This is a genomic window from Robertmurraya massiliosenegalensis JC6 (assembly GCF_000311725.1).
GTDB lineage: Bacteria > Bacillota > Bacilli > Bacillales > Cytobacillaceae > Robertmurraya > Robertmurraya massiliosenegalensis.
Window position 1 is genome coordinate 1,135,369 of sequence record NZ_HE978511.1, and the last position, 24,646, is coordinate 1,160,014.

Sequence of the window (24,646 nt, forward strand, 5' to 3'; positions counted from 1 at the left end):
TTTTCCTGTTATGTCGGCTCTTTTTCATGATGGTTGCTTATTAAGCGGAAATTTTCCTGTTATTTTTTCATACCGATATTCCTAGAACATAAAATCGAGGGAAGTTATAAATGGCGAGACAATAAGAGGAGGCAAAGTCGCCTCCTCTTATTCATATAAACCGTATGTTCGATTGACATCCTGGATGAAAATAATTCCATTTCCAGGCTCATCTATTTTGAGTTTCTTTCGAATCGAAGAAACTATTTTCTCCGTACTATCTATTTTCGATAAAATCAAAACCATTTCTTTTTCAGGTTCAATATCCATTGAAAACAGCTTACTCGTTTCATGGATACCCGAACCTCTTGCATTGATGATCGTCCCACCTTTAGAGCCTGCTTCTGTTGCTGCATCAATCACGTCCCCAGCATTCCCTTTTTCCACAATGACCGTAATTGCATGATACATAGCGTTTTCTACACCTCCACCTTCAATTAAGTTCTCACTTTTACAACTACTTGCACCAATGACACGACCGACAGAAGTTGTAAAGGCTATCCCATGATTCGGCTTTGTGAATTTAAATTTATGAGCCAGCTGTTCAATCGCTTGATTTATAGTATTTGTGTTAGACACCAAGATCACAATTTCTTTTCTTATATCATTTATTGCTAACATTTCCAAGAGGCGGTTTTTGATCGTCCCTTTTCCTAATAAAACAGTACCACCTGAAATACCGTGTTTTTTTGCTGTCTGCATGACTTTACTTCCTTTTCCGAAGTCAACAATTATGCAAACTTGTTCAAAGGTATTGATATCAGAACTACTGGACATTTTTCACCACTCCTCTCTTCTTTGACTTTAATTTAAAAATGAATCCGACGATTTGTAAAGTAATTAATGGCGTTAATGCGACCATTGCGATCATCCCAAATCCGTCAACAAGGACATTAGCTCCTTCAATCGCTTCAGCAGCCCCTTGCACAAATGCCAGTATGAAAGTGGCGGTCATTGGGCCTGATGCCACGCCTCCAGAATCAAAGGCTATCCCGACAAATAGTTTTGGAACAAAATACGTCATCCCAATTGCCAAAATATATCCTGGCAGGAGATAATGCCATAACTGAAGCTCAGGAATAAGAATTCGTAACATCGATAACGCAACGGCTACTCCCACTCCAATACAAAGGGAGAATAGTACAACGTTTCTTCTCACATATCCACTCGTAACATCCTCTATTTGATGTGTTAATACATGGACAGCCGGTTCCGCCAAAATCGTCACAAGCCCTAGAACAAAGGCTACAACTATAAGATATGCTTTATGGTCCAAAGAGGCAATAGACTGACCAATCGCTCTTCCTACATCCATAAAACCTGCATTCACTCCTATTAAAAATAACACAAGACCAATAAAGGTAAAAACTAATCCAGTAACAATTCTTCTAACTTCTCTTTTGGACATTTTAAAAGAGAACTTCTGAAATAGGAGAAAGAGAATGAGCATCGGAAGCAGAGCGATAATAATCTCTTGAACAATGATCGGGAATTCATGCAAAAAAGGACCCATTATCGAAACATTTTGCTCATCATGCAATTCCAAACTACCAGATATTTTATCCGATTTTGAAATAATATTCATGATCATAACGGAAATGATTGCCCCTGTTGAGGCAATGGCTACAAGTCCAAAGCTATCCTTTTCAGATGCCTTACTATCCTTTTTCATCATTGATACCCCAAGAGCAAGAGCTAAGATGAAAGGAACTGTTAATGCACCAGTTGTCGCACCAGATGCGTCAAAGGAAATCGCTAAAAATTCCGGGGTCGTAAAAAAAGATAAAACTAAGATGATTCCATATAAAATGGTAAGTAATTTATATAAGGGGAAGTTAAAAACAATACGTGCAAGACCTGTCGCAATGAGTGCACCAATTCCAATTGAGACAATGATGACGATACTCATCTTTGTAATAAGACCTGATGTTACAAAGTCCACTTGTCCTGCGAGAATATGTAGATCTGGTTCAGCAATGGAGATAAAGAAACCGAGTAGCAAACCCGATATCACCACAATCCAAAACTTATTTGTTTTGGCAATTGATTTCCCCATTAATTGGCCAATCGGCGTAATTCCAATGTCGACACCAAATAGAAAGATCGATAATCCAAGAATAATTAAAATAGCTCCTATCACAAATCGTATCAGCAATGTTGAGCTATCAAGGGGCGCTAACGTAAAATTTAGAATCAAAACAATGGAGGTAATTGGGAGTACTGCGTATAATACTTCTTTTAATTTGGAAATAAGAACACTCAAATAGAAATCAGTCCTTTCTTTTTAAAACTCCGAACAAGCAAATAATTCAAAAAAAATAACCCTTCTTTATTATCGCATAAAGATGGATTATTTTGATATTATTAATCCTTCAAATTTAAACTTAATATGTTTCAGGTAAATCTAGTATCCAATTCATCCACCCCATAATCGTGGAGGCTCTTCTGAAGTAGGTACTTTCCTTTTGAACATTATACAAATGACAGTTTTCCATAATGTCTACCACTCGAGATTTCTCAGGTAATGTACCTTTGGCGAAATACTCAGCTAATACTTGTTTAAAAGGTTCATGTGCAAGAATCTTATTCGTCAGACTCAAAAATTTATCCTTTGTTTTCTGCCTCATAATATCTCTACCCGTTTGGGTCAAACGAAACATCACTTGTTTATTCTCATCTTTGTAGGTTTCCATTAAACCAAGATACATGCCGGCCCTTGTATAATAACTCGTTTGCCTTTCGTCAAAAGCATAATTCCAGGTAATCTGGTCCTTACTTAAATCATTTTCCACTAACAGGCCTAACAAATCGACGACTCTCGTAAAAGAATCTGCCTGCGGAAATGGAATCTCTGGTTCAGGGATGGTTTGGACAGCACGAAACACTTTGATAATGTCGTCCAGTTCGATTCCTTCATGGGCGATAATAAAATCTTTCTGCTCCACTAGCCTTAATGAATTGTACCGTTTCGGATCGGTAAACTCGTAGACAAAAAAACTAAAAATATCATTTGAATAGGTAAAGAACACAGGTATTACTTTCTTATGAGTTTTTTCCTGCCATAAACGATAGGGATAATAAAGTTGCCTTACCAAGAAATCATCGACCGTTTCATTCTTCGCCTCCACAATCATAAATTGATTTTCGCTTTCATAGCCACCATCAATCTCGATCTGGGAGTTTTTTATATGAATAAAGCGTTCCATTCCCTGTTTTGTTTGAATGTTAAAATCAAATTCCTTCGATGACATTCTTCCTGAAATCGTTTGATAGGATGACTCACCAAGGACCATTTCCATCATCCCAGTCACATGTGCACAATGGAGAGCCGAACTTTCTGAATATAGATTCGCAGGATCGATCGTTGTTATCATACTCGGAAAATCAACTTGAACCGGTTTTAATCTTGGATTATAACTTACTTTTTCATAGACATTAAACTCACCAATTACATAACTAGAGCGAGAGATTGGTAAAATAGATAAACCATGTTCTTTAAACAATTTTGGCAAGTGGCTAAAATGATCAAACTTTGCCATCAACCTCGGTTCTCTGACCTCTTTAATCTCTTTCGCCAGAATTTCAAAGAAGCCATTTTGGTGAACTTTATTAAGGATTTGGTGCCGTTCAAATAAGATCTCCCAAGCTTTATCTGTTTTCGTTTGGCTCATAATTCATCACCAACACTTCATCAATTTTTCCCCGTTTCGATGCGACAGAGTTGATGCTTCTCGTTGCTGATACAATTTCAATATGGAAATCCTTGTAGATATCTTTAATAAAATCAGTCGCTGAATTACTTAACAAAAACTTGCAGCCTTTCTTGTCAAGCTCCACACATAGATCCCTCAACCTAAGTTGGTCTTCTCGCTTGAATCCATCTAAACTATAGCTTGTAAAAGAAGAAGTGTCTGATACTGGATCATAAGGCGGATCGAAATAGACAAGATCTCCCTCTTTTGCCGACTCAACCACCTTTGCAAAGTCAGTATTTAAGATCGTAATCTCACTTATGCTTAAATAGTGATGAACAGCACGAAGCACCGGTTCATTTACAATTTGTGGATTTTTATATTTCCCAAAAGGAACATTAAATTGCCCTTTACTATTCACTCGATATAACCCGTTAAAGCACGTCTTATTTAAATAGATCATTCTAGCTGCTTTTTCCACTGAGGAAAGCTTGTCATACTCTTCTTTATTTCTATCCAAATGACGAATTTCATAGAAATAGTCGCTATTATTTCCATTCTCATGCTTTTTCAATTCCTCGATCAAAGCATCTACATCATTCATAACAACTTGATATACGTTCACAAGTTCAATATTTATATCATTAAAAATAGCCTTTTTCGGCTGTAAATCTAACAGTACGGCCCCTGCTCCGATAAAAGGTTCAAAGTAAGTACCCATTTCTTCTGGAATATATTCTCTAATCTCAGGAAGCAATTGGCGCTTCCCACCAGCCCATTTCAAAAAAGGCTGAGGTCCAATGCTTTTTACTGCTTTTGCCATGTTGATTACAACTCCTCAAAATACGAACACAAATTCTATACCTTATCATATCATGAACCTTTGAACAAAGAAATTGGAAATGTTACGTGCTCATTACAAGGGAATATTTTGTGTTCTTGACTCCCGTCTATGATTTAATAAAAGCAATAGGGAGATGAGAATAATGGACACGATTTCAATCAAAGAAATGAAAACCATACAAGATTGGAGAAATGCTTATCCTGTAATGAAGCAACTTCGAACCCATTTAGACGAAGAGGCCTATCTTCTACTAGTTAAAGAGGCGCAAGAACAAGAAAACTATAAGATGTTCGCCCTTATCGAAAATGAAACAATCGTTGCAGTTACTGGGTTTATGCCGATGATTACCCTTTATAATGGGAAATTCATCTGGGTATGTGATTTAGTAACCGATATTCATCATCGTTCCAAAGGATACGGAGAAGTCCTACTCCACCATGTACATCAATGGGCAAAAGACAATGGATACGACGTTGTTTCCCTTTCCTCAGGGTTACAACGACTGGACGCGCATCGCTTTTATGAAGAAAAGATGGATTATGATAAGGTTAGTTATGTCTTTTATAAAAAGCTCTAGAAAATGTTCAAAAAAATGACAAGTGAAAATACTTGTTGTCCAATCTTCAGTCTGTTATGCTTTTTTTAATTGAATAGGATTTCCTTCGGGGTCGGGTGCAATTCCCAACCGGCGGTGATGAGGTATAGCCTCTTAGTCCGTGACCCGGGTTCATTAATTTGAAAACGGTGGATTTGGTGCAATTCCAAAGCCGACAGTAAAAGTCTGGATGGGAGAAGGAATAGATATTTGTTCAAAAAATGCTGTTTTTGACGCTTATTTGTGTTGCTTTTTTTCTCCCTTACTACTGTTAGTAAGGGAGTTTTTCGTTTTAATGGAGAATTTAAAAATAGAAAGGAGCCATTTATAATCTGCAATGAAAGATTGTGAATATATGAACATAGCTATTTCATTGGCGCGTGCAACTTTAGGGCAAACAAGTCCCAATCCGAGTGTTGGGGCTGTGTTAGTGAAGGATGGTAGATTAGTAGGGACAGGTGTACATTTTAAAGCGGGTAAGCCACATGCAGAAGTTCATGCAATTCAATCTGCAGGTGATGATGCCAAAGGCGCGGTCATGTATGTGACCCTTGAACCTTGTAGCCACTATGGAAAAACCCCGCCTTGTGCTGAGTTGATGATCCAATCGGAGATTAAGAAAGTATTCATCGCAACGCTTGACCCTAATCCTCTTGTTGCAGGCAAAGGGTTAGAAAAGCTTGTTCATGCTGGAATTGAAGCCGAAGTAGGTCTATGTAAAAAAGAAGCACTACAATTAAACGAGAAATTTTTTCACTATATCCAAACAAACACTCCATTTGTAACGATTAAAGCAGCTATTTCATTTGATGGCAAAACAGCAGCAAAAACTGGTGATAGTAAATGGATTACTTCTCTTGAATCACGTCAAGATGTCCATAATCTACGTCACGAACATGACGGAATTTTAGTAGGAATAAACACGATCCTACAAGATAACCCTCTTTTAACCACCAGACGACCCCAAGGTGGAAAAAATCCCATTCGAATTGTTTTAGACTCGGAATTAAAAATACCGACGTCGGCAAATGTAATCCAAGATCGCTCAACAGAGACGATCATTTTTACAGGAAATCACTTCAATATTGAACGCAAAAAAGAGCTTGAGGATCTAGGGATCACCATCATTATTCTAGACAAGCCTTATATTGAAGTGACAGAGGTTTTGAAGAAGCTAGGTGCACGAAAACTTATGTCTGTTTTAGTAGAGGGTGGATCAGAAATACACGCTTCATTTATCGCAGACAATGCTTTTCAACAGATCATTGCCTACATCGCTCCAAAAATAATTGGAGGCAAAAAGGCGCTCCCTTTTGTTGGTGGACTTGGTCCTGAATTTATAAAGGATGGAAAAAACCTTCAGTTCACAGCAGTAGAACAGCTTGGGCGAGATCTAAAAATTACCGCAAAACCTCTTAACAAGGAGGAGAACGAATAATGTTCACCGGAATCGTAGAAGAGTTAGGAACGCTCCAAAACATTCAACCTAAAGGAAAAACACTCATTCTTACGATACAAAGTCATAAAGTGCTAGAAGGTTTAAAACTTGGTGATAGCATTGCGGTTAACGGTGTTTGTTTAACTGTAACTTATTTTAACGACACCTTCTTCCATGTTGATATCATGCCTGAAACATTTAAAGATACATCTTTATCAAAGCTTAAACAAGGCTCACTTGTGAACCTTGAACGTGCCCTTCTTGCAAATGGACGTTTCGGCGGTCATTTCGTAACCGGCCATGTAGATGCAGTCGGAAAAATCAGCAAACGTGTGCAAAAGGAGAACGCCATTTATATCGACATCACTTTTCCAAAGGAATTCCATCACCTTGTTTTATCCAAAGGCTCGATTGCCGTTGATGGCACATCGTTAACGATATTTGGGAGCGACAAAACTAGAGTAACAGTATCGCTCATTCCCCATACGGCAAAGGAAAGCGTCCTTGGTTTAAAACGAGTCGGAGAAGAGGTCAATATCGAATTCGATCTGATTGGAAAATATTTATTCTCTTTTATCCAATCAAAAAATGATACGTCTATTTCAATGGATTTTTTAAAGGAAAACGGGTTTATCTAGATAGGAGGTTAATAGATGTTCCATCCAATTGACGAAGCATTACAGGATTTAAAAAAAGGAAAAATGGTTATCGTCTGTGATGATGAAGATCGAGAAAATGAAGGAGATTTACTTGGCTTAGCTGAATTTGTGACGCCAGAAATGATTAATTTCATGGCAAAAAAAGGGCGTGGTCTCATATGTGTCCCTATCTCCGTACCAATCGCAGAGAAACTTGAACTTCATCCAATGGTCGATAAAAATACAGATAATCACGAAACGGCCTTTACTGTCAGCATTGATCATGTGGAAACAACAACTGGGATCAGTGCTTTTGAACGAGCATTGACTGTGCAAAAAATACTTGATCAACAATCTAACGCAAATGATTTTAGAAGACCTGGCCATATCTTTCCCCTCATCGCCAAAGAAGGTGGCGTTTTACGCCGAGCCGGACACACAGAAGCAGCAATAGACTTAGCACGACTTACAGGTTCTAAAGAAGCCGGTGTGATCTGCGAAATCATGAAAGATGACGGAACGATGGCTCGCGTAGATGAACTAAAAAAAATGGCTGAGAAATATGATTTAAAAATGATTACGATCAAGGATTTAATCGCCTATCGACTTGAGCATGATTCATTAATTGAACGGGAAGTTGCCATTCAGCTTCCAACGGAATTTGGGGAATTTGAAGCGATTGGATTTACAAGTAAACGAGATAACTTGGAACATATTGCACTTGTAAAAGGTGACATTTGCGAAGACGAGCCCATTCTATTAAGAGTTCACTCAGAATGTTTAACAGGAGATGTATTCGGATCAAATCGCTGTGATTGTGGCCCTCAACTACATGCTGCGCTTTCCCAAATTGAGAAGGAAGGACGTGGAATCCTTCTTTATCTGAGACAAGAAGGAAGAGGCATTGGGCTAATAAATAAATTGAAAGCTTACAAACTACAAGAGCAAGGCTATGACACGGTTGAAGCAAATGAGAGATTAGGATTTCAGGCTGATCTACGAGATTATGGAATCGGAGCTCAAATCTTGAGAAATCTCGGTGTTCGGAAGCTACGTTTATTAACGAATAATCCACGTAAAATGGCTGGGTTAGCAGGTTATGGGTTAAAAGTTGTGGAACGTGTTCCCCTGCAAATACCAGCAAAAAAAGAAAATATACACTACTTAAAAACGAAGCAAGAAAAACTAGGACATTTACTATCCATGGATTAACTTGAACACCATTAAAATTTTTATAGGAGTGAATCGATCATGGCAAAAATAATTGAAGGCAATTTAGTGGGTACTGGATTAAAAATTGGAATCGTAGTTTCTCGTTTCAACGAATTTATTACGAGTAAACTACTAGCCGGAGCCGAGGATGGATTAATAAGACATGGTGTTAAGGATGAAGACATTACCATCATATGGGTACCCGGAGCTTTTGAAATTCCCCTTGCTGCAAAAAAATTAGCTGACCAAGGTTTCTTTGATGCGATTATCACCCTTGGAACAGTCATTAGAGGCGCAACACCTCACTTCGAATATGTCAGCAGCGAAGTCGCAAAAGGTGTCGCCGCTACTGGAATGCAGAGTGGTACTCCGATCATCTTTGGTGTTCTTACTACAGATACGATTGAACAAGCGATTGAAAGAGCCGGCACAAAAGCTGGCAACAAAGGCTATGAAGCAGCAGTCGGAGCCATTGAAATGGGAAATCTTTATACGAAATTTAATTAGGCACTTAAAGGAAAATGCAGAAGTGTTATACCTCTGCATTTTCCTTATTAATTAGCCATTTTTCATACTTTTCAAATGATGCATGATGGGCATTTCTTTCCGTCCAAAATAGTCGTGCAGTTCAACATACAGTTTATAAAGCACATTATAGCGTTTCACATTCTCTGGAATCGGTACAAAAGTTGTTTCTTTGACTTTTGCCATATGTTCTGCTGCTTCTAAAATAGTATCGTATCCGCCATTTCTCTTTCCTGCAGCAACCGCTGCATACATCGCAGAACCTAACGCAGTCGTTTGCTTTGAATCAGCGATCTTAATTTCCCTGTTTGTCACATCTGCATAAATTTGCATTAGCAAGTGGTTTCGTTGGGGCAATCCCCCTGTAGCAAAAAGTTCATTGACCTCAACACCCTCTTTTGTGAAAGTTTCAATGATCTTCCTCGTACCAAAAGCCGTTGATTCCAACAAAGCACGATAAATTTCTTCCGGTTTCGTTGACAGCGTGAGACCCACGATCATTCCAGATAAATTTGCATCCACCAGCACAGAACGATTTCCATTCCACCAATCAAGTGCAATTAACCCTGATTGTCCTGGACGATAAGCTAACGCCTTTTTCTCTAATAATTCATGCGTACTAAGTCCTTCTTTTTTTGCCTCTTGGATAATGTAATCTGGCACTCCATGATCAACATACCAAGCAAACGCATCCCCGACAGCCACTTGGCCAGTTTCATAGCTAAAATAGCCTGGAATAATTCCATCTTCTACGATTCCACACACGCCTTCAATCGCTTCTTCTCGCTCAGTAATTAACATATGGCAAGTAGAAGTCCCTAATGCCATCACCATCTGTCCAGGGTTAACAGCCCCAACCGCAGGTACACTAGCATGGGCATCAATAACACCTATAGCTACTGAAATACCAGGATTCAGCCCTAAACGCTGAGCCATTTTATCATGAAGAAATCCTGCCCTTTCTCCAATAGATTGAACAGTTCCTCGCATTTTTGTTACGAAAATATCTTCTAACCGATTATCCACTGCTTTCAAGTAGGACTCATCTGGGTAGCCTTCTGCTTTACTCCAAAATGCCTTATAGCCACATGTATTGCTACTTCTAACTAAATTATTCGTTAATTGGTATGTTATCCAATCAGCAGCTTCAATAAAGAGATCTGCCGCTTCGTATACTTCTGGAGCTTCTCTTAAAATTTGCAAAACTTTAGGAAACATCCATTCTGATGATATTTTCCCACCGTACCTACTTAAAAATTTCTCATTTCTTTCAGTAGCAACAAGTGTAAAATTGTCTGCTTCTTCTTGGGCAGCATGATGCTTCCAAAGCTTGACCCAGCTATGTGGATGTTTCTTCCATTTGGATTCATAACATAATGGTTTTCCCACCTTATTTAATGGGAGAATCGTTGATGAGGTAAAATCGATTCCAATTCCAATTATTTTCTCCGGTTCAACATTAGACAATCGTATTACTTCAGGAACAGAGCGATACAACACCTCTAGATAGTCATTCGGATCTTGTAAAGCCCAGTCTGCTTCTAAACGTGTTCCATCTGGAAGAAATTCAGTCATTACACCATTATTATAAGAAGTAACATGGGTTGCAACTTCTTCACCCGTGTTGACATTCACAAGCAAAGCCCTTCCAGACTCTGTTCCAAAGTCCACTCCTATTACATAAGATTCAGTCACGAGAATATTCTCCTTCCTCATTCAGTCCATTATTTATATAATGGTCCAAATGTTTGACATGCTCGGTAATCTGCACTGGTTAGATCATCTGTTCCAAAAGCACTCCATGCACTTGGTCGAAAAATTCGCTCGTCATCCACATTATGCATAGAAACAGGGATTCGTAGCATGGATGCAAGTGTTATTAGCTCACCACCAATATGTCCATAACTAATGGCACCATGATTGGAACCCCAATTGTACATAACAGAATAAACATCCTTAAATGCGCCTTTTTCAGTCAAATTGGGAACAAACCATGTTGTTGGCCAAGTAGGATCCGTTCTTTTATCTAACACATCATGCACTTCATCTTGCAGTTCCACTGTATATCCTTCTGCCAGTTGTAGGACAGGACCTAATCCATGAACAATATTAATTCTTGCCATGGTTACAGGCATTTCCCCGCGAGTTGTAAAATCAGTAGAAAAACCACCATCACGGAAGTAATCAACGGCTTGACACCATTCAGTCGCATCTAAGCATTTTTTCACTTCTTCATCTGTTATTTCCCAAAATGGCTTCATTGCTGGTAAACCGTTTTTTTCTTGCTGACCTGTGCCATCCAACGCTGCCGGTCCTGAGTTAATCAAATGAATAATTCCATTTGCTGCTCTGCCAAGTAGTTCCTTACCAGTTACACGTTTTACTGATTCAGGACTCCAATACGTTCTTACATCCGCAAAAATTTGTGCGGCATTTGTTATTAGATGTCCCAATAACATTGTTGCACCGTTAAGGGTGTCATTTTCTGTAGCTACGATATAAGGTTCTCTGATTCCGTTCCAATCAAACGAAGAAGACAGAATAGCTTCCATCACATCGCCAGTTGGCATAAAATCAGTCCATGCCCTTTGCCCTTGAAACCCTGCAGCAATGGCGTTGTGTCCGAGTGATTCTTCAGGAAAGCCTTTTTTCGCTAGCTTAGAATTGCCGACCATAAGATCTCTAGCAATTAACGTCATTTTCACAACCGTTTTCCAATCTTCCTCTTTCTGTTCTTTTGTTCTCTGTAACTCAGGGGGATTTACATTTTGGCCTTCTTTTAAATTTCCTTTAACCCAATTCAATGCTTGTTCAAATTCAACTTCATCATATATATTTAATTCCATTCTTCGAATAAATTCGCTCATATCGATATATTCATTTCTCATCCCAAGATAATTTTGGAAAAAAGATTCATCAACGATACACCCTGCAATCCCCATTGATACAGAACCCATCGATAAATATGATTTCCCTCGAATGATCGTAACGGCTAAAGCTGCTTTTGTGAATTGCAATAATTTCTCCTGTACATCTTCTGGTATTTCAGTATCGTTCATTTCTTGAACATCTCGACCATATATATTAAAAACTGGTAGACCCTTTTGATTGTGAGCAGATGCAGCCGCAGCTAAATACACTGCTCCTGGCCTCTCTGTACCATTAAATCCCCAAATTGCTTTTATTGTTTGTCTATCCTGATCCATTGTTTCTGTTGGATAGCACCATGAAGGAGTTACCGTAATCGTAATATCTACTCCTTCTTTTCTAAATTTCGTCGCAGCCTTTGCCGCCTCTGCCACTCCACCTATCGTTGTATCAGAAATAACACATTCAATAGGAGAACCATTGGGATAGTGAACGTGCTCACTTAAAAAAACGAAACTGATTTTGCCATATTCATTGTGACTTCTTCCAAGGATTCTCGAATCCCCCCTTGACGTCCATCAATGACTGGTCGAATACCTATTTTTGGAAAATCTCCTATCCATCTATCAGAACGCTCCATGTTTATTCCTCCTACTATTCTCTCTATTTAATAGAAATTTTGATTCCCATATTTGATTTGGTACTCCCAATTTCTATAACAACAAGTAATCGTTTTTTGTCATTATTGCTGTTTTGCCAATTCATTCAATATATTTTCAGGTCTTCTCCCTTGTAAGAGTGCGATGATCGCCTCTGCTGTCAATAATCCGACAGAATAGTATGTTTCATATGTTTCTGCTGCAGTATGAGGAGTAGTGATAATATTCTTTAACTCAAATAAGGAATTTGACGGATTGACTGGTTCCTTCTCATACACATCAATTGCAGCCGCACTTAGATTTCCTGTACTAAGCGCATCATATAGAGCTTTTTCATCCACTAGTCCACCTCTAGAAGTATTGATAAAATAAGACCCTTTCCTCATCTTCTTGAACTTCTCTTCATTCATAAAATGATGGGTTTCTTTCATATATGGCAAATGCATACTTACAATATGTGAGTTTTCTAGTATCTCCTCATAAGAAGTAAATTTCACATTATACTTATCTGCTATTTCTATATTCGGATATTTATCATAAGCAGTGACAGATACATCAAAGCCTTGTAATTTTTTTGCTACACTCTGAGCAATATTGCCAAATCCGAGTAACCCCACTTGTTTCCCTTTTAGTTCAAATCCTACAAATCTCTCCCATTTTCCTTCTTGTGTTGAAGCATGGAGATTAGGTGTGTTCCTTAATGAATTTAAAATCAGGTTAACTGTCAATTCAGCAACTGCATTTGAATTGAGCCTTGGAGCATTAGTCACTTTAATTCCATATTCATTCGCTTTTTCTAAATCGATATTGTCGACTCCAACTCCAAATCTAGAAATAATTTTTAATTTAGGAGCGATCTTAAATATCTCTTCATCCCATGTATCAACACCTGCTACTACAGCATCAATATCCGAAATCACCTCTTTTAATTCATCAAAAGCCATCGGACGGTTATGGGGATTTTCGATTACTTCGCAGCCATTCTCTTCTAAGAAGATTTTTGCTTCTCTACACAACTCCGAATAATTTGTTGCCGTTACTAAAACCTTTTTTAACTGTGTCATTTTCAAATCCTCCAAGAATGTGATTAAGGTAAAAATACATTAATTTGAGGCAAATAAGTAACAATCATTAATGCTAAAACCATCAAGAAAAACATCGGAACTACTGCTTTGCTAACTTCCCAAATAGACAGCCTCGATATTCCTACACCAACGAATAATGTACCGCCAATTGGCGGAGTGATAAGGGCAATAGCAAGATTGACTACCATAATAATTCCAAAATGAACAGGATCTACACCAATTGCTCCCGCAACTGGTATCAAAATAGGTGTTAAAATAATGATAGATGCGATTACATCCATAAACGTTCCAACGAATAGAAGAAATAGATTAATAAGTAACAATAATACGATTGGGTTATCAGAAATACTTGTAATGGAGGTGGCAACTGCCTCTGGAATGTTTTCAATGGAGAGGATTCTTCCAAAGAAGGTTGCTGTACCCGTTATGATGAGAATAATAGCTGTTGTTAACGAAGCATTGCTAAATACTCGGAATAAATCTTTAATCTTTAATTCTTTGTATACGAAAACACCGACTATTAAGCCATAAACTGTTGCTACCACCGCAGCTTCTGTCGGAGTAAAGATACCTCCATAAATCCCACCGAGAATAATAACCGGCATTGCCAAAGACCATGAAGCTTCCACAAATTCTCTAATTATTCGCTTGAAAGAAAGTTTTTGATTTTCCTTTGGATATTTATGAACTTTTGCGTGAAAATAGCTATAAAAGATTAATAGAGCACCGACAAGCAAACCTGGTATAATCCCCGAAAGGAATAAATCACCTATCGACGCAGATGCTGAGACACCATAAATGACCATTGGAATACTCGGTGGAATAATTACCCCTATCGTACCAGCAGCTACAATGATTGCCGTTGCAAATTTTTTATCATATCCTTGTTGAACCATCAATGGAATAACCATTCCACCAATTGCCGCCACTGTTGCTGGGCCAGATCCAGAAATAGCTGCAAAAAAGATACATGTCACGACTGTTGCAATTGCTAATCCACCTGTAATATTGCCTACAAAAATTTTGGCAAATCCAAACAGTCTTTTGGAGATTCCCCCTTGCCCCATAACTTCCCCAGCAAGTATATAAAAAGGGATTGCCATTAACGGAAATGAATCTGCAGACGTCACAAGGCCTTGCACCAAATATTGCGGTGAAACCGAACCACTATAAAAAATAGTTACAAGACTTGCAAGCCCTAGTGAAAATCCAATGGGAACTCGAATTAGCATAAAAAATAGAAATGATACAAATAAAATCGTTGCAATCAATTTATTCTCCCCCAATTACCTTCTCATCAGTGAGAACGGAATCCCAGTTTTTAATAATGTAACTTGTATTCTGAACAAGCCTTATGATTGTCAGTAGCATCCCGATCGGGACAGAAAGATAAACCCAGACCATGTTTAGCCTCATTGCGGCACTCGTTTGGCCAAATGTTGCCAACTGCTCGATTAAAAATACACTATAGTAAATAACAGCAAGTGCAAAAATGCCAACTAGTACGTTGGAAACGACTAATAGGATTTTTTTGAATGTGTCAGGAACTAAATCAAAAGCAATATCTAATGTAATATGCCTTGCTCTTTTTACACCGTATGCAATACCGATATAAATTAACCAAATGAAACAATATCTTGCTAATTCTTCTGACCATGATAAAGAGTTTCCAAATATAAACCTCATACAAATCTGTAACGTAATCGACGTGAGTGAGACAGTCAGTAAAGTGACTAATATCCATTCTTCAATATGTTTGTCAATTTTCTTCAAAATGCTCATATACTTACCTCCTAGAGGTTTTATTATCATGAAATATGTAGAAGGAAGACAATCGTCTTCCCCTGACATCATTTTCTCGATACCATTATTGTTTAGACGCTTCTAAGAATGTATCGACTACCTCTGCACCGATATCATCTTTAAATTGGTCATATACAGGCTCAACAATTTGTTGCATCTGCTTCAAATCGTCTGTTGAAAACTCATAAACTTCCATTCCCTCTGCTTCTAATGCTTCTCTTGCTGTTTTTTCCTCTTCTTGAGCTAACTGACGGTTATATTCAATCGCTTCTTTCACCACACTCGTGAATACTTCTTGTAAATCTTCTGGTAAACCATCGAAGAAGTTTTTATTGGTGATGATAACGTTTGGAGCATATACGTGATTCGTAACTGTTAAATACTTTTGTACCTCATAAAATTTATTCGCAACAATTAAACCAAATGGATTCTCTTGACCATCAACGGTCCCTTGTTGTAAAGCAGTATATAATTCCCCAAATGCCATCGGCGTTGGGTTCGCCCCTAAAAGCTTCCATGCTTCAATGTGAGTTTGATTTTGCATCGTCCTTATAGAAAGACCTTTAATGTCTTCAATTGTTTTAATTGGTTTTACATTGTTGGAAACATTTCGGAATCCGTTTTCAAAATAACCTAAACCTTTGAAACCAGAATCTTCTAAATTCGTGAGGATCATCTGACCTGGCTCCCCATCTAATACCCTATAAGCTGTTTCACGATCAGGAAATAAGAAAGGCATATCTAAAATGGCAACAGATTTATTAAAACCACCTAAAGCAGCTGGTGACGGTGAGGCTAACTGAACTTCACCCATTTGCATCGCTTCAATGATTTCCCTATCTTCTCCCAATTCTCCTGCGACATTTAAGTCGACCTTAAATTTCCCATCCGATTCTTCCTCTAATTTATCTTTTAAATAGTTAAATGTTTTTGTAAGTGAATGCTCTGGTCCAACAGCTCCACCCGCAATCCGAATTGTATATTGATCTTGTTCATTGCTTGAATTTGATGCATTATCACTACCACAAGCTGAAACAAACACTACAATTGCTAAAGATAAAATACTTAGTAACACTTTTTTCATCATTGACACCCCTTATTTTTATGATTTACCCGATTACACTAAGTTCTTGGTCTATCTCAACCAAATTCTTTCTTAACTTTTCAATTTCTTCATTCGTAATATCTAGCTGTGGCCCTTTCATATAACCTGCATCAATACCACGCATTTTTAACGCTTCTTTAAAATATGACATATTGCTTCCATTTCGTAAGACATCACAATATTTCGTTGCCAGTTTCTGAAGTTCGCGTGCTTTTCCTATATTCCCTTCTTGAAAAGCTTGATAGAGAGCTACAAACGGCTCTGGATAAACACCAGATATTCCTGAAACAGTACCAGAACAACCAAGTGCAAGAGCTGGTAAAAATAAATGATCTGGACCAAAGACGACATCAAAATTTCCTTCAATTACATTTAAATACTTACTTGTTAAAGTAAAATCTGGGTAGCTATATTTAATACCTACAATGTTTTTGCATTCTTTAGCCAGTTTTTCAACCACTTCTACTGAAAGTTCATTAGCTGCACATTGTGGAATGCTATATAGATAGATTGGAAAATTATCTGGTAAACTATTAGAAATTAATTTATAGTAGTTTTCCAACTCACGTTCATTTGCTCCAAAATAAATTGGGGTAACTACACCAATGCCATCTGCTCCGATGTGAAGTGCATGTTGTGCGAGTTCCAATACATGTTCGACTTGGATATCTCCAACATGTATGTAAACCGTTACTCTTCCCCTCGCTGTATTGACAACTGTTTCTGCAATTGCTTTACGTTCCGAAACCGATAATTTCAACATTTCTCCTGTAGTACCAAGAGGATAAAGACAATGCACACCTTTTGAAATAAGAAATTCTGTTAACTTTGCCACCTGTTCTAGATTTACGCTTCCATCCTCGTTAAAGGGCGTGACCATTGCTGTAGTAACTCCATATAATTTTTTCATTATTAACTCCTTCATTCTAACTATTTTGATATTTCTTATTATAATTCTATTCTGAAAACTACTCACCCCCTCAAAGATAGAAAGTTGCCTTCTCTTCTTATTATTTTGTTTACTCAAAAGGGCAACGCTGACTAATTGTGAGAGGGCTTTCATATTGTTGCAACCGCTTACTCGAGAAACCTCTTTTAAATTTCAATCTTAAAACAAATGCTATAACGTTTTAGCAAAACCAAAAATATTTAGCCAGCTTTTTACTGGCCAATATTTTCATCAACCTTAAATCATGATTTACTACTTTTTCTTTTAACAAGTTCTGTCTTGAATTCTAAAGATCCCGTTGTCTCCACTTTATGATTAATAAGTTCCATTAACTGATTGACGCATGCTACTGCCATTTCTTCTACTGGAAGGTGAACCGTAGTTAATGGCGGATAAGTATAGGCTGTTTGTTCATCATTATCATGACCGATAATCTCCAAATCTTCTGGAATTCTTATTCCATGTTCATGACAAGCAAGTATTGCACCTACAGCCATGGGATCGCTTAAGAAAAACAAAGCAGTCGGTAAATCCTTAGATCTTTTCACTAAAGATTGAATAACTGAATATCCGCCTTCTTCTGAGAAATCTCCTCTTAATATTTGAGAGTTAATCATCCCAGAATTTTTCACAGCCTCTAAAAAACCTTCTTGTCTTAAATCGACTGCTTGTGAAGATATTTCAGGGACTACGATTCCGACACTTTTATGACCCTTGCTCGCAAAATATTCTGCAACCTCTATCCCGGTCAATCTGCTATCAACATTCACTGTACAGTATTTTTCAGAATATCGTTGATACAGGACGATAGGGACATTTAAATTTGTTCTTTCTAAATACTCAAGGTCTTCCTTGGATGCGTTTGCAATAATGGCACCATTAAACCTCGTACCAGTGTGCAAACTTTCTACCTCATGGATTTTCCCATTTTCATATGGCTGAATAAGTAACTCAAACATCCCATCCTTGAATAAAGATTTCTCTTGAATTCCTTGTAAAAATCGGCTGATTAACGATGCCCTTGCATCGAGAGTCCACAATATGGTAATAACAGGGATTTTCTTCTCGTCAGAATTTCGTAATCTTCTTGCTGATATACTTGGTAAATAACCTAACTCTCTTGCTGCTTCCAAAACTCTTTCTTGGGTTGCCACGGAAATTCTCATTTTATCCCCTTTTCCATTTAGAATAAAAGAAACTGTTCCGACGGATACCCCTGCTTTTTCAGCAATTTCACGAATAGTTGCCATATATTATATTCTCTCCAACTTTTAGCTAAAACGTTTTAGCACTTCTTAATAAAAAGAATAATCTGTCATTTGTTATTTGTCAATGATTTTTCGCAAAATATTTCGTTATTTATCTCCTATAACATGAAGAAAAGTGCTAGCTTGTATGAGCTAGCACCCTTTTTTGTATCACTTAAAAAGTTCCAGCAAACGAGCCCAGAATCCTTGTGGTTCTTCTTCTATTTCTTCTACCTCTTCTGGTTCCTCGTATTTAATGCTTTCCGTTTTTAGAACAAATTGGACAGAATTGATGTTTTCGTTTTCTGCTGACACGAATGATACTGGTTCAAAGTCAGACTTGTCGTACTCTGCCATCATTTGATCGACTTCTTCTTTCATTTGCTCAGGAATATCGCTTGTCGCATCTTTCAGTTCCCCTGTACCGTCGTGAAGCTCACTGACACCATTTTCTAATTCGCCAGTTCCCGTTGATAAATCAGCAATACCGCTATCGAGCATATCGTAAGAGCTAGATAACTGACTTACACCACCTGCATAACCGACTAATCCAGAGTGGAATTCTTTATAATTTGTGGAAAGATCGCTAATTCCTTTTTGTAAAAGTGCAAATGAATCTGTCATTTCGTTATTTTCTAGAGAAGACGAAATACCCTCTGCCATCGTTTCAAGATGGGTAGCTATCTCTAGAAGACCGCCGCTTACCTGTTCCAATGTTGAATTCACCGCATCAAAAGCAGCTTTTACAGCTGAATAAGTCCCTTTTGCTTGAAGTGCAGCAGAATAAGTATCAATTAATTGGTTTAACACATTAGGGTCAGCATTGCTACCATATAGCTCTTGAATTTGTGTTTCAGAAATCTCAGGAGCTGGAATGGCATTCATCGCACCGTCTAAGGCTTGATATGAAGTAGCGTAGTTTTTCTTTAACGTCGAAAGTCCTGTTGACGTTTCTTTTAATCTTCCCGCTATTTGGAGAAGTCCATCTTGAAGCTCATTTAACCCCCCAAGATTCATCTCTTCTGAATTACCACTTAACGCTTGATTCAACGACACAAGAGCTTCATCAATTTGCTTAGAGGCACCAATTAATTCAGAAGATGAAGCAGAAACTATCTTCATTCCTTCTTGATATTCTGCAGAACCCGTGCGGAGCTCTTTCACTCCTGAATTTAATTCTGAGACACCTGATTCAAGTTCCCCAACCCCATTATGGACCTCTTCTATCGCATCTGTTAAAGATTCCATATCTCCGACCATTTCATCGATATCTGGGGAATCTATCGCCATTGATGACGGAACTGCTGATATATCAATGCCTTCAAGTTCAAAACCTTGAACATCCGCTTCAACAAGTAAGTCTTCTTCTTTTTCAGGCATGACTGTAAAAGTTATTTGCTTGTTTTTACCCGCATTCGCAAGCATCCCATCTGGTGCCACAATATTACGATAGATCTCTAAATCTAAAGAAAGTGAAACCTGCAATAAATAATTTTGGAAAAAGACAGGGTCTACTTCCTCATTAGCAGAAGTCTTAATTCTGATTTGTACATGCCCGTCTTTTCCCGCAAGCTCTTCTGGGGTCATCTCTTTTCCATCTAACAGATACGATACGGAAACATCCCATGGTAACGGTTGTTCATCAATATTTCCTTGATAGTAAAATTTTCCCTTAGGAGCGGTAAATTCAACTGCATCATTTTGCTGATTGAGTTCGGCTAAATCCGTTAAATTTTTCAAATTAGAATAACGCCCGAAATCAATGACTGTCCCCTCTTTTTCTACGTCCAAAATGTTGACGACATAGATCTCTTGTCTTTCCCCCGTAGCGCTTAGCTTTGCATAGACAACTTCATCCTTTGAAGAGACAGTTCCTTCCTGAGAAGAAACATCATCTTCCGACTTACTTGTATTTGTAGCAGCCGTCACAAGAAAGGAAGGAAGCAATAAAAGAATCGCTACAAAGACAAATAAAATTTTCTTTATTCTCCTCATCATCATTGCTCCTTATAAAAATTTGCTTTCAAAGTAGTCTTCATAATCAATTTATCAAAAATCACCAGCATCGCCGGTAAGAAAAATACGACTAAAATAAACGCAAGCAATGCTCCTCGACCTAACAATAGCCCAATAGAGGCAACAATTGGATTGGTCGACGTGATCCATAAAATGAAGCCGACACTCGATAAAATCGAAGCGGAAATTCCAATCGAGAATATTTTATCATCAATCGTTTTCCGAACGGCTTGAATAACCGACATTTCTTTCCTGTACTCTTTATATGCATCTGTCAGCAAGATCGCATAATCGACTGTCGCTGCGAGCTGAATAATGCTGATCAATAAATATCCCACATACTGAAGTGGTGAATCTGTAAAATACGGAACCGATAAATTAATCCATACAGAAGTCTGAATGGTGAGAAGCAATATGATTGGAATCGAAATCGAACGGAATGTGACAATTAGAACCAAAGCAACAGTTCCAATCGTTAAAAGGTTAACTAACTTATTATCCTTTTCCACTGTCGTTTTGATGTCATACAAGGTCACGCTTTCCCCAACAAGATAGACATCTTCATCATAATGCTCATTAGCTGCCTCTTGTACTTTTTCGATTAGTTGAAACGCTTCTTTTCCTTCATTTTTTGTTTCGGTCTGCAAGATGATTCGGCTATAATTCTCAGAATAAAATTGTTCCGTAATAGATGGATCTAAGTACTCAGGAGGAATCGCTGCACTGACAGTATTGACATAAGCAAGCGCACTCGTCACATGTTTGAGTTCCTCAAAATCATGCACAAGCTCCTCTTCTTTGGCAATGTCCCCTTTTGGAACGAGTACTACAATTGGTGTACTCTCACCAAACTCTTCTTTAATTTTAACAATATCTGCCCCCGTCCTAGTTGACTCCGGTTGCTCCCCAATGCCATAGGTAAAATCTGTTTTACTTTGTGCCAAGAAGGCTGGGACAATCAATAGAAGAACAAAAATAAAACTGAACAGCCTAATTTTGACAACCCCATTCCCCATTTTTTTAAAGCTAGGAAGTAAAGGTTTGTGCTGTGTTTTATCAATCCATTTAAAGAAAAGAAGCGTAAGTGCTGGTAAAAATACCATGACACTTATGAAGCTTAATAGAATACCTTTGACTAAGTTAATCCCTAAGTCTGAACCAATTTCAAATTCCATAAAGGACAGTGCGATAAACCCAAAAAAGGTCGTTGATGCACTAGCTGCTATCGCTGAAAATGACTTTTTCATTGCAAGCTCCATCGCTTCATGTGGATCGGCAACTTTTTTCCGATAATCTGAAAAGCTATGAAGTAGGAAAATCGCATAATCCAGTGAAACAGCTAATTGTAGAATAGGTGCCACTGACTGGGTAACGAAAGAAACTTCCCCAAGAAAATAATTCGTTCCCATATTAATTAAGACTGATACACCGATAGCCGTTAAGAAAAACAGTGGCTCAACCCATGAAGTAGTCGATACGACCAAAATGATAATGATAATTGGAACTAATAACATGGCTGCAAACATTGACTCTTTCCCAGCCATCGTTTGTTGCGTTGCTGTATTGACCGATTCACCGGCAAGAGCATTTTCTTCCCCGATAAGGTCATAAATGGCCTGTGTCACTTGGACTTCATCACCTGGACGGATACTAAATAAATATAACGCTGTGTCATTTTTATAGTAGGTTTCCACCGTATCCGGCTCCGCCATTTCGAGCGGTGATTTTATATCAACCGCATCATCTAACCACGTCACATCAGACACGCCATCAATTGCAGACAGCTGTTCTTTAAAGGTAAGCGCTTCTTGGAGCGTTACGTCTTTAACCATGACACGATTGGATGGAACACCACCCTCAAATTCCTGTTCCATAATGTCCAATGCGATTGTTGAGCCAGCATCCTCTGGCAAATAATCTTTCATATCGTAATTAACCGACACAGTAAAGAGTGCAAAGGTAGATATTATGGTCAGGATCATAAATGTAATCGCAACGGATTTTTTATGTTTGATAATTCGTGCTGCAATATTTATCATCCCTCACCTCTCTTGCCATATTTTTATATTCACCATATCATTATAGAAACATGATGTTGCCTATTCAACAATCAGTTTAACAACATCTGTATTTTTTCCAACAAATTCATCAAATTTGTTGTTTAAATCAAAAATTCAAGGAGATCTCACTCATGAATTCCAAATTAGATCGACGCAAAAAATATACTCGCATGGCTTTAAAGGATAGTTTGATCAAATTATTAAAAGAAAAACCAATTTCTTCTATTACGGTAAAAGAAATTTGTGAGCTTGCTGATATCAATCGCTCTACTTTTTACGCCCATTACCTCGATCATTTCGACCTCCTTGATAAAATTGAGGAAGAGATCATTCAAGATATGGCAGGTTACCTAAATCAATGCGCCCATGAAAATGATGAGGACGATCTCCAATTGATTGAAAGATTGTTAGAGTACTTCACTTCTAAGCACGAAGTTTGTCAAATACTTCTAAATGAAAATACGGACACCACTTTCCAAAAAAAAGTGAGCACCTTTGCTCATCAAGCCTTCATAAAGAACTGGAAAGCAGCACACACACTTGATCCAGAGCTTTCTGATTACATAAGCACCTTTATCATAAGTGGGAGCATCGATGTGATTCGAAAATGGTCAAATAACGGAATGGATAAAACACCGAAGGAACTAGCCGAAGTCATTAATAAGCTAATTAAGAATGGATTTTCGGGCTGGCTATGAAAAACACGCTCAAAAATTTTGGCTGAGCGTGTAACAACACAGAACTATACTTTTCTAAAACGGAAAATCATCACCGGCGGTAGTTCCAGCCACTCTTTTTCGGCCATTAGTATTCGTTATTGATGGTGAATTGTCCTGTTAATGCACTGGAATTAAAATCCTTCACCTTTTGAATGTAACAGTTTTGTAATTTTTGTAACATTAAAAGTGGAATTCAAATTTTTCCCCATTGCTCATTCTTCGTTCTTCGCTCTCTAGACTTTTAAAGCTCCTACTTATCCTATCCTACTAAAACTGTTCTTTCCATCGATTATCATCCTCATATGTATCTCTAAAGTGATTACAAAGCTAACCTAGAACAAATCATTCAAACTAAAGTTCATCTTAATTTAATCCATCTGTAACGTAAAAGGCTTCCATCTTTAGTACGATTATCTTATAGAAAGGTGGGCACATTCATGAAAGAATCCATTCAAAATTACGAGGATCTATTACAAATGTTGGATGTTTTATTACAGGAAAATACACAATTTCATTGGAATGATTTTTATTCGGATCGCAAAAAGAAAATTCCCTTCTTCGTTTCATCTCCTGATGAAAACCTCGTGAGCTATTTGGAAAAGGGATTTTTCGATTCTGGTCACGTACTTGAGCTTGGTTGCGGACCTGGTCGAAACGCAATTTATTTTGCTGAGCAAAGCTTTACCGTCGATGCGATCGATTCTTCACAAAAGGCAATCTCTTGGGGACAAGAAAGAGCTTCTGAAAGGAACGTACAGGTCAACTTTATCCAAAAGAATATTTTTGATTTCAATTATGCTAAGGAATCTTATGATCTAATCTATGATTCAGGCTGCTTTCATCATATTGCTCCACATCGAAGAATGAATTATCTTCAACTGCTTCATATGGCTTTAAAACCTAATGGCTATTTTGCTCTAACCTGTTTTATTGAAGGTGGTGAACTTGGTGGTGCTGCTATAACTGATTGGGATGTGTACCGATTACGTAGTTTACAAGGTGGGCTAGGTTTTAGTGAAGAAAAGTTGCGACAAATATTTAAAGATTTTGAGATGGTAGAAATACGTAAAATGAAAGAAATAGAGCAGCCACATCATCATTTTGGAGTATCTTCCTTATGGGCTGCTCTTTTTCGAAAGGGAAATTCATAAC

General features: G+C 37.9%; 20 protein-coding genes, 1 pseudogene and 1 riboswitch. Of the genes and pseudogenes, 7 read left to right on the forward strand and 14 right to left on the reverse strand.

Annotated elements, in window-relative coordinates; translation table 11 throughout:
* Positions 1 to 147: 147 nt before the first annotated feature.
* From BMSHG_RS05685 to BMSHG_RS05700, 4 genes are all read right to left on the reverse strand, one after another.
* Entirely contained in the window at positions 148 to 816 is a 669-nt protein-coding gene (locus BMSHG_RS05685; protein ID WP_019153472.1) for a P-II family nitrogen regulator, read from the reverse strand.
* Positions 806 to 2,302, reverse strand: coding sequence for a DUF1538 domain-containing protein (locus BMSHG_RS05690; RefSeq protein WP_019153473.1), 1,497 nt, complete (start codon positions 2,300 to 2,302; stop codon positions 806 to 808). The genes BMSHG_RS05685 and BMSHG_RS05690 overlap by 11 nt, the downstream gene beginning before the upstream one ends.
* Before the next feature lie 121 nt (positions 2,303 to 2,423).
* The gene (locus BMSHG_RS05695) at positions 2,424 to 3,710 is read right to left on the reverse strand and encodes a type II restriction enzyme (RefSeq protein WP_019153474.1); all 1,287 of its coding nucleotides are present in this window, start codon (positions 3,708 to 3,710) and stop codon (positions 2,424 to 2,426) included.
* On the reverse strand, positions 3,688 to 4,554 hold the full coding sequence (locus BMSHG_RS05700) for a DNA adenine methylase (protein WP_019153475.1): 867 nt from the start codon (positions 4,552 to 4,554) through the stop codon (positions 3,688 to 3,690). The genes BMSHG_RS05695 and BMSHG_RS05700 overlap by 23 nt, the downstream gene beginning before the upstream one ends.
* Before the next feature lie 163 nt (positions 4,555 to 4,717).
* On the opposite strand from BMSHG_RS05700, the gene BMSHG_RS05705 reads away from it, so the two are divergent.
* The 5 genes from BMSHG_RS05705 to ribH all read left to right on the forward strand — a co-directional run bounded on the left by BMSHG_RS05705 (position 4,718) and on the right by ribH (position 8,965).
* Complete coding sequence (locus BMSHG_RS05705) at positions 4,718 to 5,152, forward strand: GNAT family N-acetyltransferase (protein ID WP_019153476.1); 435 nt, start codon at positions 4,718 to 4,720, stop codon at positions 5,150 to 5,152.
* A gap of 77 nt (positions 5,153 to 5,229) precedes the next feature.
* Positions 5,230 to 5,376: riboswitch (FMN riboswitch) on the forward strand.
* Between the two features lie 131 nt (positions 5,377 to 5,507).
* Positions 5,508 to 6,608, forward strand: a complete 1,101-nt coding sequence (gene ribD, locus BMSHG_RS05710) for a bifunctional diaminohydroxyphosphoribosylaminopyrimidine deaminase/5-amino-6-(5-phosphoribosylamino)uracil reductase RibD (RefSeq protein WP_019153477.1) — start codon at positions 5,508 to 5,510, stop codon at positions 6,606 to 6,608.
* Positions 6,608 to 7,246 carry a riboflavin synthase gene (gene ribE / locus BMSHG_RS05715; RefSeq protein WP_019153478.1) on the forward strand — a complete coding sequence of 213 codons (639 nt, stop codon included), beginning with the start codon at positions 6,608 to 6,610 and terminating at the stop codon, positions 7,244 to 7,246. The genes ribD and ribE overlap by 1 nt, the downstream gene beginning before the upstream one ends.
* 15 nt (positions 7,247 to 7,261) lie before the next feature.
* Positions 7,262 to 8,458, forward strand: coding sequence for a bifunctional 3,4-dihydroxy-2-butanone-4-phosphate synthase/GTP cyclohydrolase II (locus tag BMSHG_RS05720; RefSeq protein WP_019153479.1), 1,197 nt, complete (start codon positions 7,262 to 7,264; stop codon positions 8,456 to 8,458).
* Positions 8,459 to 8,497: 39 nt separating this feature from the next.
* Positions 8,498 to 8,965, forward strand: a complete 468-nt coding sequence (ribH, locus tag BMSHG_RS05725; protein WP_019153480.1) for a 6,7-dimethyl-8-ribityllumazine synthase — start codon at positions 8,498 to 8,500, stop codon at positions 8,963 to 8,965.
* 51 nt (positions 8,966 to 9,016) lie between these two features.
* On the opposite strand, the gene BMSHG_RS05730 is transcribed toward ribH, so the two are convergent.
* The 10 genes and pseudogenes from BMSHG_RS05730 to BMSHG_RS05775 form a co-directional block, all read right to left on the reverse strand.
* Positions 9,017 to 10,678 carry a ribulokinase gene (locus BMSHG_RS05730; RefSeq protein WP_019153481.1) on the reverse strand — a complete coding sequence of 554 codons (1,662 nt, stop codon included), beginning with the start codon at positions 10,676 to 10,678 and terminating at the stop codon, positions 9,017 to 9,019.
* Between the two features lie 29 nt (positions 10,679 to 10,707).
* A pseudogene (locus BMSHG_RS25770) lies at positions 10,708 to 12,491 on the reverse strand (L-fucose isomerase).
* Between the two features lie 102 nt (positions 12,492 to 12,593).
* Entirely contained in the window at positions 12,594 to 13,574 is a 981-nt protein-coding gene (locus tag BMSHG_RS05740) for a phosphoglycerate dehydrogenase (protein WP_019153484.1), read from the reverse strand.
* Positions 13,575 to 13,597: 23 nt separating this feature from the next.
* Complete coding sequence (locus tag BMSHG_RS05745) at positions 13,598 to 14,866, reverse strand: TRAP transporter large permease (protein ID WP_019153485.1); 1,269 nt, start codon at positions 14,864 to 14,866, stop codon at positions 13,598 to 13,600.
* Position 14,867: 1 nt separating this feature from the next.
* Positions 14,868 to 15,377, reverse strand: coding sequence for a TRAP transporter small permease (locus BMSHG_RS05750; protein ID WP_019153486.1), 510 nt, complete (start codon positions 15,375 to 15,377; stop codon positions 14,868 to 14,870).
* Between the two features lie 85 nt (positions 15,378 to 15,462).
* Complete coding sequence (locus tag BMSHG_RS05755) at positions 15,463 to 16,485, reverse strand: TRAP transporter substrate-binding protein (RefSeq protein WP_235776310.1); 1,023 nt, start codon at positions 16,483 to 16,485, stop codon at positions 15,463 to 15,465.
* A gap of 22 nt (positions 16,486 to 16,507) precedes the next feature.
* Positions 16,508 to 17,413: a dihydrodipicolinate synthase family protein gene (locus BMSHG_RS05760; protein WP_019153488.1), complete on the reverse strand. Its 906-nt coding sequence runs from the start codon at positions 17,411 to 17,413 to the stop codon at positions 16,508 to 16,510.
* 281 nt (positions 17,414 to 17,694) lie between these two features.
* Entirely contained in the window at positions 17,695 to 18,702 is a 1,008-nt protein-coding gene (locus BMSHG_RS05765) for a LacI family DNA-binding transcriptional regulator (RefSeq protein WP_019153489.1), read from the reverse strand.
* Between the two features lie 168 nt (positions 18,703 to 18,870).
* On the reverse strand, positions 18,871 to 20,694 hold the full coding sequence (locus BMSHG_RS05770; RefSeq protein ID WP_019153490.1) for a hypothetical protein: 1,824 nt from the start codon (positions 20,692 to 20,694) through the stop codon (positions 18,871 to 18,873).
* 2 nt (positions 20,695 to 20,696) lie between these two features.
* Positions 20,697 to 22,754 carry an efflux RND transporter permease subunit gene (locus BMSHG_RS05775; protein WP_019153491.1) on the reverse strand — a complete coding sequence of 686 codons (2,058 nt, stop codon included), beginning with the start codon at positions 22,752 to 22,754 and terminating at the stop codon, positions 20,697 to 20,699.
* 152 nt (positions 22,755 to 22,906) lie between these two features.
* On the opposite strand from BMSHG_RS05775, the gene BMSHG_RS05780 reads away from it, so the two are divergent.
* Both BMSHG_RS05780 and BMSHG_RS05785 read left to right on the forward strand, forming a co-directional pair.
* Positions 22,907 to 23,473, forward strand: a complete 567-nt coding sequence (locus tag BMSHG_RS05780; protein WP_019153492.1) for a TetR/AcrR family transcriptional regulator — start codon at positions 22,907 to 22,909, stop codon at positions 23,471 to 23,473.
* 458 nt (positions 23,474 to 23,931) lie between these two features.
* Positions 23,932 to 24,645 carry a class I SAM-dependent methyltransferase gene (locus tag BMSHG_RS05785; RefSeq protein WP_019153493.1) on the forward strand — a complete coding sequence of 238 codons (714 nt, stop codon included), beginning with the start codon at positions 23,932 to 23,934 and terminating at the stop codon, positions 24,643 to 24,645.
* Position 24,646 lies beyond the last annotated feature (1 nt).